We start from the raw sequence: 13,961 nt of genomic DNA, 5'->3' as shown, positions 1-13,961 counted from the left end.
ACTGCATATAAAAAGGGGCGAGTCAGTGATGACTCGCCCCTTTTTTTTGCTAATAGCAACTACTTTAGGGTGCGCTGAAAAAATGCCACCGCCTGCAAATACATTTGCAAAGCTAAAGCGGGATCATATCTGTCGCCCTCATCACGCATAAAAGCATGCTGAGCATTGACTTCTAACCAGTTAAACTTGCGATCAGTCGCCTCAAGTTTGTCATAAATCAGTTTACGCCCTTCTCCTGATACATGTGGGTCTTGCTTACCAAACACCAATACTAACTCTGCTGCAATTTCCCCTGTACGACTCAATGAATCATTGCCTTGGTTACAAGGTAAAGTATTTGAGTGAATATCGGTTGGATATAAGCAAAATGCCCCTTGAATATCAGGGTTCAGTGCCGCTCGGTAAGCCAAATGCCCACCAATACATACCCCCATGCTACCAATATTACTGCTACAAAAGCTCATGCTGCGGGCAAAATCAACCAAAGCCTCAGTATCTGTATCATGTTGCTCTAACGGCTTAGTAAACTTATCAGCGTTACCTTTATCTTTACCGACATCATCATATTCAAGCACGGTACCGATTGGGTTTAGCTCGTGAAAAACTTCAGGAACCAACACCACAAAGCCGTGACCAGCTAATATTGCGGCAGCACGAGCAATTGGCGCCGTCTGTTGAAAAATCTCTGAATAGAAAATAATCGTCGCAAACTGGCCTTCACTATCGGGACGATAAAGATAGGTGCGCATAGGGCCTGTCGCGGTATCAATATCATGGACTTCTTGGGTAATGATCATCGGCTTTCCTTAGTCGCTTTTCTTATGTTGAAGTTGTTGACAGTTCGAGGGGGTCCGCTCAAACCTAGCTTAGATAATGCAATCTATTATAAATAAACTGATGTTGGCAGCTCAGCGCGCTGCCAACTCGCAGTCATAATTACAATTGGTTCGGGCACGCTTCTCCAGCAAGAAGCTGCTTAACATTACTTAACGTTGTATGAGCTATCGCCCCCAGTGCTTCTTCGGTTAAAAAAGCTTGGTGACCAGTAAAAATCACGTTGTGGCAGGCTGATAAGCGTCTAAACACATCGTCTTGAATAATTTCACTCGACTTATCTTCAAAAAACAGTTCTTTTTCATTTTCATAAACGTCTAAGCCTAAAGAGCCTAGCTGACCCGTTTTTAACGCTTCCATAGCATCGAGTGCGTTAAGTAATCCACCACGGCTAGTGTTAATGACCATTACACCAGGTTTCATTTGACTAAAGCTTTGCTCGCTGAGTAAATGATGGTTTTCAGCTGTTAACGGGCAATGCAAACTGATGACATCACACAAAGGGTACAGCTCGGCTAATGGCAGATAATCAACACCTAAGTCAATTACGGCTTGATTCGGATAGGGATCATGGGCAATGACTTTACAGCCAAAGCCAAGCAACACCTTGATAGTTGCCAATCCAATTTTTCCCGTTCCGATAACTCCTACAGTACGGCCATGCATATTAAAGCCCACTAAGCCTTCAAGGGAGAAATTTGCGTCACGAGTACGCTGGTAAGCTTTATGGATTTTACGGTTTAAGGTCAGCATTAGCGCAACAGTGTGTTCAGCAACCGACTCTGGAGAATATGCAGGTACGTTAACCACTTTAATACCTAAACGGGCTGCAGCAGCTAAATCAACGTTATTAAACCCAGCGCAGCGCATTGCAATAATTTTGGTGCCACCAGCGGCCAATTCAATCAAGACTTCTTCACACAAAGAATCATTCACAAACGCACAAATAACCTCAAAGCCTTCGGCAAGCTTGACGGTTTGCATACAAAGACGGTAATCAAAATACTCAATAGCAGCCCCAAAAGCTGAGTTGGTACGATCAAAATGCTGCATGTCGTAATGCTTGGCGCTAAAAAAGCCTATTTTCATAGTAGATACCTTAGCTAAAAGAGGAAGTAAACTTGAACAGTCTATGCGATATAGGCAGATTTGTCTTGATAAGGCTCAAGCGTGGCGAAATTGCGAAAGTGAATGTCGACAAAATAAAAAGCGAGCCCTGACAGCTCGCTTTTCAGCTTAATATAAATAAACCTTTTTAGAGCGAGGATACTCTCTGAGGCTCATTTAAATCTGTGCTGCTAATGGTTGAGCATGGAAAAACGGTCGCAGCACGGAGTAAGCATATGTTTATTAGCATAACAGTATCTATAAAGTGGTATAGATAACTGCTTCACAATATTAGGTTAAATCGAGCTCGAGCTTATTAACTGTAGATAATTTAAGCCTAAGGTCTGGCTGTGATCACTGCGCACTTTTTAATTAGCCAATACCTGATAATATTTACTGACAAGACATTGTCAAAAAACATCAAAATGGCTAGAAAAGAACTCTCTGAAAAGCAATTTATCGTACATCGCCTTTCAAAAACGGCTCTGCGTGCGTTACATATCCTCGGGGTCACGGGCGCTGGCGGCGGAATATTACTCAACGTGCCTCAAGAGCAGTGGTCAACCTACTGGATTATGGCAATGGCAACAGGCTCAACGCTAATGATTTGGGAAATTGTTCGCGATTGGCGTTGGCTAATTCAACTAAAAGGCGTGCTGACTTTAGTCAAAATCGGCTTACTACTGTTGTTTATTCCGCTGGCAAATTACAAACCAGAACTATTAATTACAGTCGTACTGCTCTCCGTCGTTGTCTCTCATGGGCCGTCTGGACTACGCCACTTCTCTATCGTTCATGGACGCCGTATTGGTGGCAAAAAAGAAATAAAAGGCTAACCCAATGAATAATGCTGAACTCATCGACCAATTTGCTCAACTGTTAGGTAAAGTGCCAAGCAATTTAAGAGTTCTCGATCTGGCCTGTGGCAGTGGCCGCAACGGCGTTTGGTTTAGCAATAATGGCTGCAGCGTTAGCTACCTTGACCGAGATTTATCAAGGTTGGACCTGCCTAAAACCACTATAAATGCAGAGCAGCTAGAGTGGGATCTTGAAGATGGTAGCGCGCCACCACTGCCGCTACAGCAATATGACATAGTATTAGTCTTCAATTACCTACACCGGCCTATACTGCCGCAAATCATTGATACTATTAAGCCCGGCGGCTATATCATTTATGAAACTTTCACGACCAAACAGGCTGAGATTGGTAGGCCAAGAAACCCAAACTTTTTACTGAAACTGGGTGAATTACAAGCAATATTTGCTAACTGGAACTGCCTGCATTACGCTGAAGATCTATTCGGTGATTTACCTACGGCAAGTTATAAGGCGCAGATCATTGCTCAAAAGCCAAAAGTATAGCGCCCATTAGATGATGTAGTTATTACTCAGCATAAATGTAGAGGCCTAGTATGTTTCCATATCCAGAACAATATCGAGTCGCACTCCCACCGATAATCACTGGCTTAATGGTCGTCTGGGCTCTGGTTAGCCGCTTCGTCTTTGGTGATGCTAGTGTGCTGAGTTTATATCCGCTATTAACGCTATTTCCAATTGTTATCTTATTGCACGGCCTACTCATTTGGGATGCAAAAAGTATGGGACGCCTTGACCAGTCTTTTTATGCGCTAATCCACTGTGCACTCGCCTTCGTAGTGTGGACCTTTGCTATCATGCACGTTAACGGTAACAGCTTTTCATAGATCCGATAGACTATTAATCTTAAATCTACTTGCATGGATAAGTCGCAAAGAGGTATCTTTGCCGCCGCATTATTAATAGGGCTGCCTCATGACTGATTTTGTCTACTCTCCACCGACTTCACCTTGGCTTGAAATCCTCCATCAAGATAAAGACATCATGGTGGTAAATAAGCCGTCAGGTTTGCTATCTGTTCCTGGGCGCGATCCAGCCCATGCAGACAGTACATACACTCGAGTGCTTGCAGAGTTCCCTCACGCCAAAATTGTGCATCGCTTAGATATGGCAACCTCAGGTGTTATTGTAGTGGCATTAATCCGCAGTGCTGAATCTGAACTAAAACGCCAATTTAGAGATAGAGAAACCAAGAAAACCTACTACGCTCGCGTAGCGGGTCATGTAAAGCAGTCTCATGGTACGATTAATTTACCGCTAATTTGTGACTGGCCAAACCGACCTAAACAAAAAGTTGATCATAAAATAGGTAAAGCATCGGAAACCCACTATGAAGTGATTAGCTATGGCAAACGTTCAACCTTAGTTAAGCTAACCCCAATTACTGGTCGCTCACACCAGCTTCGAGTACATATGATGGCTTTAGGTCACCCAATCTTAGGTGATAACTTTTATGCCGATCCGTTAGCCAAACGTTTAGCACCGAGATTATTGCTACACGCCCAATCACTAACAATTAGTCATCCATACACTAAAGAGCCGATGACTTTTAGCTGTGATGCCCCCTTTATGCATGCTGAAGGTGAACAATAGTCTCCCCTTACTGTATGTAAGACAAACAAAAGCATCAGCCATTTTTGGTGCTTTTGTTGCCTCACTCGTTATATGCCCGCCACCTTTAAAGCAAATAAGCTAGCAATATCACCTTATCATTACGTTAATCGATAAATCAGTAGAATATTGTGCACAAAATACGTAAATTACTTAACTAACCTCTAAGCAATTAACGTATTTATTATGGAAGCTCCATTTCAAAGAGATTCACTCGATAACCAAATTTTATCTGCCTTAATGAAAGAGGCAAGAACCCCTTTTGCCGAGCTTGCCAAACGCTTTGGTGTGAGTGCGGGTACCATCCATGTTCGCGTCGAAAAAATGAAACAAGCTGGGATCATTACTGGCGCACAGATCACCGTAAATCCCAAAGCACTAGGCTACGACGTATGTTGTTTCATTGGTATTAATCTAAAAAGTGCTGGTGATTACCCTGCGGCAATCTCAAAATTGAACGCATTAGAAGAAGTGGTGGAAGCTTATTACACCACAGGTAACTACAGTGTATTTGTAAAGGTAATGTGCCAATCTATCGATGGTTTGCAGCATGTTTTGATTAATCGCATCCAGTCAATTGATGAAATCCAATCAACAGAAACCTTGATTAGCCTACAAAACCCGATTGTACGGGCGGTTAAGCCGTAGTTTGCGATACCATTAAGCAAAAAAAAGGCTAACAATTGTTAGCCTTTTTCAGTTAAGTTAAATATTAAGATTTCTTTTTTCTTCTTAACCAAGCAAGCGGTAATAACAAAGTTGTAAACCAACCTAGACTACCACCATCACTTGATTCGTAAGGCCTCTGGTACTCAACAGGGAAGCTTGCGCTTGTAGAATCTGAATTACCATTTGCATCTGAAACCGTTAGTTCAAACGATAATGTATCTCCAGAAACTTTTACATCAGGAGCCAAGAAGCTAAATGAAGCTGATGATGCATTAAATTCAACTGGAGTACCGCTAAGCTGAACCCACTTGTAAGTCAATTCGTCATCATTACCATCAAATGAGCCAGAACCATCCATAGTTACACTGCGTCTAGCGATTGCAACTTTAGGTGCATCTAAAACTGCCACAGGTGCTACTTCAGATACCCCAAACTTAACCGTTTCCTCTACCATGTCATCACCAAACGAGTTGGTAAGTTTCATCGCATATGCAGAACCTGCTTTTGTTGGGATCAAATCGAAGCCAACAACCATTGCCTCACCTGAAGACGCTTCCTGTACAACAGTCCAAGTAATGGTATTGCCTTCTTGTACACCACCATTTGAAATATTGGCAACTTTATGGCCTGCAGACATTTGTGCAGAGAATGAATACTCTTTGTCTTCATCACTAAAGTTTGGCGCCACGTTAAAACCAACACGACTTGCAACACCAGCAGTCATCGCATCAGCTAAACTATGGAAGTGAGTGACATCATTCTTACGAGTGATATTTAATGGCACTTGCACTTCGCTGCTTTGATCGCCTGATGTCAAAATCAAAATACCTGAAGTATTAGTATCGGTATTCCAATCGAAAGTCAGACTGAACTCGCCTTCAGCTTCATCTACCGCTACATTGATGTTATCACTCAGTGATTCATCGGTAGGTAGAATTGATGAAATATTCATAGTGACTTCATCGGTACCACCTGGAGTCGATGCTGTATAACCATCAACCACTAGGTAATATGTACCTGCAGGTAGATTTGTAAAGGCAACCGACTCGTTTGAATCAGGGCCAGCACTGCTACCAATTTTAGTGAATGTGGCATCTAAAATGCGCAAATCAACATCTGGTGCAGTCTCTGAAGAGATAGAAATAACCACGTTGGCTAATGCAGGGAAGTTCATTGCTACATAATCCAAACCATCTTCAGGTACGTTCAATGTAACTGGATCGATAAGATTAGTAGACTTATCATATACTCCGGCTTTGATGTCAGTAAGCTCTGTCGATGTGAAACCACTGTAGGTGATGCTACCAGTAGTTCTGCCCGCTGTAATATCAAGGCTGGCTGGCAAGTTGTTAGAGTCACCTTTTACGGCTACAGGTAACTTAACCTCAGGCATATCTTCAGCCATCAACTTGATATTAGCAAAATTCCAACCTGCACTTGCTGCAGAAATATCAGCAGTAACAGTAAGCTCCTGCGTTTCACCAGCTTTTAACTCAAATGACTCAGGCATAACTGATAGCACTAATCCATCAGTAACCCCCATAGTACTAGCAGTCCATGAACCATCTTTAGTTGCTTTAACAGTTCTAGTCCAAGTGCATTCGCCCACACATTTAGCATTAGCAATAGTCGCTAAGTTAATTTGCGATGGCTGACCACCTAATGCAGGGTCGGCTTTAACATAATCGACATAGCTTTCATCCATTACTAGACCAGTTTTAGCCGCCGCTTCTACGTTGGCATAACCTGCGCCCATATCAAAGAAATCAGATGGCGTTACACCATCGTCTTTTAAGGTGTTTTGATCAGCAGTTAGCATTAATGCCGACTGAACTTCTGCAGGCGTCCATTCAGGATGAAGGCTGGCCAGCAATGTCAGTGCGCCGGCAACATGCGGACTTGCCATAGAAGTGCCGCTTAAGAAACCATAATCACTAGGATCTGGATTTTCCTTAAAGCCAGCAGATTGTTGATCTGCGTATGCAGCAAAAATACTCACTCCTGGCGCCGCAATCGATGGGGCAATGACATCAGGTACAGACTTGTTAGGTCCACGAGAAGTAAAACCTGCAGCAATGCGTGCTAGCTTTTCATCTTGAACCACTTCTGTGCCTGTAATTGTTGCCTTATGGTCGGCACCAGTAGCAAGCCAAGCTTTAAGCGCATCACCTTTATCTGCATCGATATGAATCGCCGGTAACACATGGGCATCGGCTACAACACTCTCTGCGCCACCTTGTAGGTTAGCAAGTACTAGGCCTGATGCACCACCAGCCAGTACGTTACGGCCTTTATCTACACGAGCAATCGCACCGCGATCACATACTACAATAGTGTCATCAGCAAAAGTATCTGCCGGGAATGGTTCTAAACATTGCGCAGGATCATTATCTGGATCGTTGGCATTTTCAAAGTCACCAGCATAAACCACAGAGCCTGTGAATTCGCCAGTCATTGCCTTACCTGTTAACGCCTCTGGAGCTGCGGTATCGCCGCCACTGAACGAACCGATGTTCTTTTCAGAAAAATCACGGTCATGAGTATAAGCCGCAACTGTTGTTAACCATGGCGCATCACCCGGTGAACCAACTGTTTCAGGGCCTGGACCTGAGTTACCTGCAGATGTCGCAACGTGAATACCTGCTTTACGTGCCGATAAGAACGCGAGTGCGTCGGCATCATTCCAAGGGTTACTAGAACCGCCGCCAATTGAATAGTTAAGTGCATCAACGCCATTTTCAATTGCATGCTCTACTGCAAGTACCGTTAATGAAGGGAAACAGCCAGCAAAACCAATTTCATCATTTTCACCCGGTAGACAAACTTGGTATGAAACAATATTGGCGTGAGGCGCTACACCAGAGATAGTATCAAATACTACACCTGTATCTTCGCCATCAACATTGGGTACGTTAGTATCAATTAATACGTTACCTGCCGTTGTACCAGCGGTATGCGAGCCGTGGCCGTTATAATCTTCACCATTGGCAGGCACATCAATGTCATAATCTAAATATTGATCGGTGATCGCTGGCCAACTATGAACACCGATCAGCTTATCGTTACAAAGCTCAGGGAAGTCAGCTGAACAATCACCAGAATAAACGCCTGGGCCCCAAGGGTTAGTATGATCATAACCATCACCGCCAACGTCAGCGAAAGAAGGATGATCGGTATTGATACCAGTATCAATAATACCGACAATCATGCCTTCACCTTTGCTTTCTGTGCCTGTCGCTTCACCACTCCACACCGAAGGTGCTTTAATGATTGCAGGGCCTGAGTCAGTCATTGGCTTACGTAAAATTTCACGTTGGATATTGGCAATACCAGCGACTGTAGCTAATTTAGTAGCTTGTGCTTGAGTCATTTCAACGACAAGACCGTTATAGGCCAGTGTTGTTCTTTGCTTGACGTCTAGTTCACCAAGTACTGCGTTAGCCTTTTGAATCACACGATCTTGCTTTGAAGATAGGAATGAACGGTAAGATTTTACCGCTGCGCTAGTTACGTCTAACTTACCATTTTTACCTGGCGCTTTTTCTAAAGACGTTGCCTGAAAACCTTCAATACCACCTTGATAGAGCGCGACCGGGCTTTCAATTAAGCGAACAAAATATCGATAAACGCCTGAATCAAGGTTGGGTTCTGGAGTGAATACCGCGTTTTGTCTAACTACTTGATTTTGTGAGTAAGCGGCTGATTTTGAATCTACCACAGCAATATTTGCTCTAGCTGATCCTGAGTTATTTAACTTAGTAATTTGTTGATTATAATCAGATTGTGCAGCTAGCGCACTAGCAGACATTGTGACTATAGCAGCTGATACTGCAATTGCTATTTTTGTTTTCACTTGTCAATTCCTTAAATACTTGCAAGTTTTTATTGTTTTATCCTGCTTTCATGTCACCAAAGCCTTCCAGTTAGAAAAATGCACTACAACAACTTCATCAAATAGCACATATGACTTAGGCGAAAAACATTAGTATCACAACAGAAATAAGCCGGCAAACAAAAAATTAACAATATAAAAACAAAAACAGATACAAATGCATCTATATGTAAAGCTAAAATTACGAATTCAGTTCAAACAGATTCGTCATCACCTTATATAGCTCAGTGCCTTGATAGATCGACGCTGAAGCGAAATGTAAGATAGGAACGCAGTCCTGATTTAACACTAGCTCTGTTAACTCTTCATTAGTGCCAAAGCGATCCAGCCTTAGAACATTTGCTAATGTCTCACCAGAATAAAGTATATGTCCAAGGCGAGCTTTGTATTCAACAAGGCCAGCCGTTGGCGCATGATACTTCTTATAATCTTTTAAATAACAGCCATACCTTGGCATTTGAGCCGGCTCGACCTTATCAGCCACGACGCCTCTGTGACTTAAATAGGCCAATATGCCATGAGCGTCAGTTAAGGCATCGTCTAAATCAATCAGTTCTTGGCTGCCAAGTTCCAACGTAAATGCAACTACAGGCACCTGAAAATCACCACCTACTGCATTGATATGTTCGGTTAATTGCCACCAAGGACAAAACGCCGCTTCGTCCATAGCACCACCAAATTCATTAGGGATAACTAAAGTGTAAGCAATTGAAAATAAGGTTGCTGCATTAACATCATACTCAGGGCAGTACATATGTTTGCACGACTTAGGCCCAGTATGCAGATCAATCACAATGTCCGCTTGATGTGCTAATTGTTGCAAGGTAACCGCTAGGCGTTTGCCTGTGGTCACCCCCCATTGCTGATTTAAATGTGCATCACAAGAAGCAATAAGCTCTGCACGATAAGCAGCAATCAAGGCTTTATCATCTAATTCACAATGACGCTGATACCAACTAGCAACATCTATTTGATGATCCAAGTATTCGCGATTCCAATTGACACCGGTTATCGGATCAAAGCGGCCAAGGGTAAACTCACCGCTCTTTTGGTTAATGCCCAAAGGATTTGCCAAGGGAAGTATAGTGACATCCCCTTGCACATCCATTTGCTCAAGCCTTTTCATTAACTGAAAAATAACCGCATTTCCCTGCACTTCAGCGCCATGTACATTGGCTTGAATAAACACCTTAGGTGCTTGGCTATCTTTACCCGCTATGTGAAACAACGGCACACTTAACCCATGCCCTGTAGCCAACTCACCAACTGTAAGGCTAGATTGCTTAAACTTCATAACGTCTGCAGTTCCTCAGTCTATTAATGGTTACTATCAAGCTTCAAATAAGTTTTCATGCAATGCACGAATAACATTACCGGCCTCAGCTTCATCCACCAAAATACAAAGGTTATGCGGGCTCGCACCTTGGCAAATCATGCGCACGTTATAAGTTTCTAATACTTCAAATACTCGACGACACACACCAGCTGTAGAGGCGATGTTATTACCGATCACCGCCACGAGTGCTAAACCATCTTCGACTCTTACCCGACAGTGTTGTGATAACTCTTGCAGTAAGGCTTCGCTTAACAAACCTTGGCCACTCGAGTCCGAGCCGGTTTTATCAAGAGTCAAAGCGACGTTCACCTCAGAGGTCGTGATTAAATCAACACTGATCTTATGCCGAGCAAGAGTAGCAAATGTTTCCGCTAGGAAACCTTGGGCATGAAGCATTTGTAGACTATGTAAATTTAACAACGTTTGATCTCGGCGCAGCGCCACTGCACGATAGACAGGCTCGGTCGAAACTTTATGGCGGATCCAAGTTCCGCCTTGCTCTGGTGCCCAACTAGAACCAACAAAGACCTGAATCTTTTGTCGTACCGCTGGCAAGATTGTAGCGGGGTGTAATACCTTAGCGCCAAAAGTTGCCATCTCTGCCGCTTCATTAAAGCTAATTTCAGCGATTGGGCTGGCATTAGGTGCAAGTCTTGGGTCGGTGGTATAAATCCCTGCTACATCTGTCCAGATCTCTACCGCATCGGCATGTAATGCTTCAGCAAGCAAAGCGGCAGAGTAGTCACTGCCACCACGACCTAACGTTGTGGTGTTACCTTCAGCGTCTGCACCAACAAATCCTTGGGTTACGATAACTTGCGATGGCAATAATGGTTGCAATTGTGCCTGAGCCAATTCAGCAATCATTTCGATTTGTGGCTCAGCTTTACCGTAGTGACTGTCTGTTCGTAGTACTTGACGCACATCAAATGCGCTAGCACTCGCGCCTTTTTCGCGCAGTACCGCAGCAAAAAATACCGAAGAGCAAGCCTCACCTTGGGATAGAAGTTCGTCTATTACCGCTTTGCTGCGAGTCAATTTCAGACGCTCATTCAAAGTGGAGATATGACTCAATATACGGTCAATTTTGGCAGCAATATCACCGGGATTCTGCAGTCTATCTAGAATTTGATATTGAATCGACGCAATCTGCTTGATCAAAGCTTTCGATTGCTCAGCACTGGTATCTTCTTGAGTTAACGCAACCAGCTGATTAGTCACACCGCTTGAGGCACTGACCACAACGACCCGAGTTTGTGGGTTGGCGATAATAATATCGGCACAGCGCTGCATTGCGTCAAAGTCGGCAACAGAGGTTCCACCAAACTTAGCAACAGTTAGATTACTATTAGAATTTAACGACATAATACCGCCTCCTGTAGAGCAGGAAACGAACAAGACTGGGTACCACAAATTAAATTTAAAACAAACATGAATAAGCTCCGAACTAACTTCGTTCGAAGAGCCTGGTGCTTTATATTGCACCCCAAAAGATGGGAAACAGCGACAGTCACCAGAAGCTCTCCACCATAAAAATACCGGTGACAATCGCCAGGATTCAGCCTGTACGACCAACATTCAAACATAACCAAATTACTTGAATATCTCGGCGCTAATCTCCCTCATAAGTTCTCAACGGGTTTGGTCCCTTAAACTTACTACCTAGTTAGCGCTCCTCTTCTGCACTCATTTTCGATACAAACAATGCTTATTTTGCATACAAAAATAAGAAACTGAAAAATATCAAAATTTAATCAATTAAGTCAACGTAAATCTAAGCTGTTTTAGTTTTACTCAATATCAGGCAGATCTAACACTCGATTCACCCGTGGCGAAAATGCGCCCAATAAAGTTTCTTCTTTGGCCATCAAGCACGGCACCAATTGCAAATTATCAGCCTCAACGTAATAGATAGCGTTTTGATTAAACAAACGACCCAAACGGATCGCTGCGGCTTTATCAATCGCCACCGCCCAGCTTTTTTCCATATGAGTTCTATCTTGTGAGGCACCGATCATTGCCCGATAAGGCAAACCTAAACTGTTTATTTCATTCTGCAGCTTGCGGTCCAACAAGCCATTTTGACAAGCTGACAGCACTTGTCCCTTAGGGTTATATGCAGTGATGATCGCAAATGATAGTTGCGTAGAAAGCATTTGTGTAAACAGGAATTCAGTTTGTTGGTAGTAATGCCAGAGGCTGTCGACTGAGTTATTCATTGCTAACAAATTCTCCAATTAAGGTGCAATTATTATAGCAAACTCGTTAGCACTGCCCAGACTCGTGATATGAATCACAGATTAAGAATCTGTTACTTCCTTTATAATCAATTAGATACAAACCAAATAGTGATCTAAATCATATCATCGTAGAATTTTGTTAACATTTCATTTGTTAACAAATGCCTAAAACGAGTACAATAGCGGATGTTGATTAGCTCACTCTGATACATGTAACGAACACATTTTGTTACATATACTAGAAACAGACAGAAGCGTAATCCACACAGCTGTATCAAATGTGAACTATGTTTGATTTAACATTTAAACTTCATAAAAAACGGTAGCTAAGGAACTTTTTTCTACTATTGTTAATCGAAGTGTAAGCAGTTCGCATTTTTCCATATGTGAGATACCCATACTTTGCTAGCGCATGCAGTGTGTTGCTGTTTCGAACCAGATTTGAAAGCACCTACGTGTATCAGTGAATTATCAGCATAACTAGATGGAGTATAAACTTTATTATACTCATGGTTAGAAATAGACAGACATTAGGTAATTAATATGCAAAACCCGCACATTCTTATTGTTGAAGATGAAGCAGTAACAAGAAACACACTTAGAAGTATTTTTGAAGCGGAAGGATATGTGGTAACTGAAGCCAATGACGGCGCTGAAATGCATAAGGCTATGCAAGACAACAAAGTTAACTTGGTGGTTATGGATATTAACTTGCCAGGTAAGAACGGTCTTTTATTAGCTCGTGAACTTCGTGAAATTAATAACATCGGTCTAATCTTCCTAACAGGCCGTGATAACGAAGTTGATAAGATCCTTGGTCTTGAAATTGGTGCAGATGATTATATCACTAAGCCATTCAACCCACGTGAATTAACTATCCGTGCTCGTAACCTATTAACTCGCGTTAATAGCACAGGTACAGATTCAGAAGAGAAAAGCGCAGTTGAGTTCTACCGTTTCAACGGTTGGAGCCTTGAAATCAACAGCCGTTCTCTAGTTAGCCCACAAGGTGAGTCTTACAAGCTACCGCGTAGTGAATTCCGCGCTATGCTTCACTTTGTAGAGAACCCAGGCAAGATCCTAAGCCGTGCAGATCTACTAATGAAGATGACTGGCCGTGAGCTTAAACCACACGACCGTACTGTTGACGTGACTATCCGTCGCATCCGTAAGCACTTCGAAAGCTTACCTGATACGCCAGAAATCATCGCAACTATCCACGGCGAAGGTTACCGTTTCTGCGGTAGTTTGGAAGACTAAATTCCAGCCTTTATATCGGTAAAATATCGATATACTCATATTAAAAAGCCAGTCATATGACTGGTTTTTTTTATCTCTTAAATAAAACCACTAAAATATCAGCAATCCATATTTACCGTAATCCGTGCGGTAAACT

General features: G+C 42.8%; 12 protein-coding genes and 1 riboswitch. Of the genes, 6 read left to right on the top strand and 6 right to left on the bottom strand.

All coding sequences use genetic code 11. The features are described 5' to 3' along the window. Positions 1–59 precede the first annotated feature (59 nt). Both L884_RS0100975 and L884_RS0100970 read right to left on the bottom strand, forming a co-directional pair. Positions 60–797 carry a dienelactone hydrolase family protein gene (locus L884_RS0100975; protein ID WP_028765729.1) on the bottom strand — a complete coding sequence of 246 codons (738 nt, stop codon included), beginning with the start codon at positions 795–797 and terminating at the stop codon, positions 60–62. A 139-nt stretch (positions 798–936) separates the two neighbouring features. Then, positions 937–1,923, bottom strand: coding sequence for a 2-hydroxyacid dehydrogenase (locus L884_RS0100970; RefSeq protein ID WP_028765728.1), 987 nt, complete (start codon positions 1,921–1,923; stop codon positions 937–939). A gap of 443 nt (positions 1,924–2,366) precedes the next feature. Here L884_RS0100970 and L884_RS0100965 point away from each other — a divergent pair, with 443 nt between their 5' ends. The 5 genes from L884_RS0100965 to asnC all read left to right on the top strand — a co-directional run bounded on the left by L884_RS0100965 (position 2,367) and on the right by asnC (position 5,076). After that, positions 2,367–2,777: a hypothetical protein gene (locus L884_RS0100965; RefSeq protein WP_028765727.1), complete on the top strand. Its 411-nt coding sequence runs from the start codon at positions 2,367–2,369 to the stop codon at positions 2,775–2,777. A 4-nt stretch (positions 2,778–2,781) separates the two neighbouring features. Continuing rightward, positions 2,782–3,303, top strand: a complete 522-nt coding sequence (locus L884_RS0100960; protein WP_028765726.1) for a class I SAM-dependent methyltransferase — start codon at positions 2,782–2,784, stop codon at positions 3,301–3,303. 50 nt (positions 3,304–3,353) lie between these two features. Then, a complete protein-coding gene (locus L884_RS0100955) occupies positions 3,354–3,644 on the top strand; it encodes a hypothetical protein (RefSeq protein WP_028765725.1) in 291 nt (96 codons plus the stop codon). A gap of 88 nt (positions 3,645–3,732) precedes the next feature. Further along, on the top strand, positions 3,733–4,410 hold the full coding sequence (gene rluA, locus L884_RS0100950) for a bifunctional tRNA pseudouridine(32) synthase/23S rRNA pseudouridine(746) synthase RluA (RefSeq protein ID WP_028765724.1): 678 nt from the start codon (positions 3,733–3,735) through the stop codon (positions 4,408–4,410). A 204-nt stretch (positions 4,411–4,614) separates the two neighbouring features. Next, the gene (gene asnC, locus L884_RS0100945; RefSeq protein ID WP_012275918.1) at positions 4,615–5,076 is read left to right on the top strand and encodes a transcriptional regulator AsnC; all 462 of its coding nucleotides are present in this window, start codon (positions 4,615–4,617) and stop codon (positions 5,074–5,076) included. Between the two features lie 64 nt (positions 5,077–5,140). Here the strand turns inward: asnC and L884_RS23355 are convergent, their stop codons facing one another. From L884_RS23355 to L884_RS0100925, 4 genes are all read right to left on the bottom strand, one after another. Continuing rightward, positions 5,141–8,950 (bottom strand): S8 family serine peptidase, encoded by a 3,810-nt coding sequence (locus L884_RS23355; protein WP_028765723.1) that lies wholly within the window; start codon positions 8,948–8,950, stop codon positions 5,141–5,143. Between the two features lie 220 nt (positions 8,951–9,170). Continuing rightward, positions 9,171–10,283 (bottom strand): succinylglutamate desuccinylase/aspartoacylase family protein, encoded by a 1,113-nt coding sequence (locus tag L884_RS0100935; RefSeq protein ID WP_028765722.1) that lies wholly within the window; start codon positions 10,281–10,283, stop codon positions 9,171–9,173. 36 nt (positions 10,284–10,319) lie between these two features. Continuing rightward, positions 10,320–11,690, bottom strand: coding sequence for a lysine-sensitive aspartokinase 3 (gene lysC, locus L884_RS0100930; RefSeq protein WP_028765721.1), 1,371 nt, complete (start codon positions 11,688–11,690; stop codon positions 10,320–10,322). Positions 11,691–11,834: 144 nt separating this feature from the next. Then, a riboswitch (Lysine riboswitch) is annotated at positions 11,835–12,013 on the bottom strand. Between the two features lie 102 nt (positions 12,014–12,115). Continuing rightward, entirely contained in the window at positions 12,116–12,544 is a 429-nt protein-coding gene (locus tag L884_RS0100925; protein ID WP_028765720.1) for a DUF3293 domain-containing protein, read from the bottom strand. Positions 12,545–13,108: 564 nt separating this feature from the next. On the opposite strand from L884_RS0100925, the gene arcA reads away from it, so the two are divergent. Continuing rightward, positions 13,109–13,825 carry a two-component system response regulator ArcA gene (gene arcA, locus L884_RS0100920; RefSeq protein ID WP_012153996.1) on the top strand — a complete coding sequence of 239 codons (717 nt, stop codon included), beginning with the start codon at positions 13,109–13,111 and terminating at the stop codon, positions 13,823–13,825. The last annotated feature ends 136 nt before the right edge of the window (positions 13,826–13,961 follow it).

The organism is Shewanella fidelis ATCC BAA-318 (assembly GCF_000518605.1).
GTDB classification, from domain to species: Bacteria; Pseudomonadota; Gammaproteobacteria; order Enterobacterales; family Shewanellaceae; genus Shewanella; species Shewanella fidelis.
This window is presented reverse-complemented; position numbering and strand designations above follow the sequence as displayed.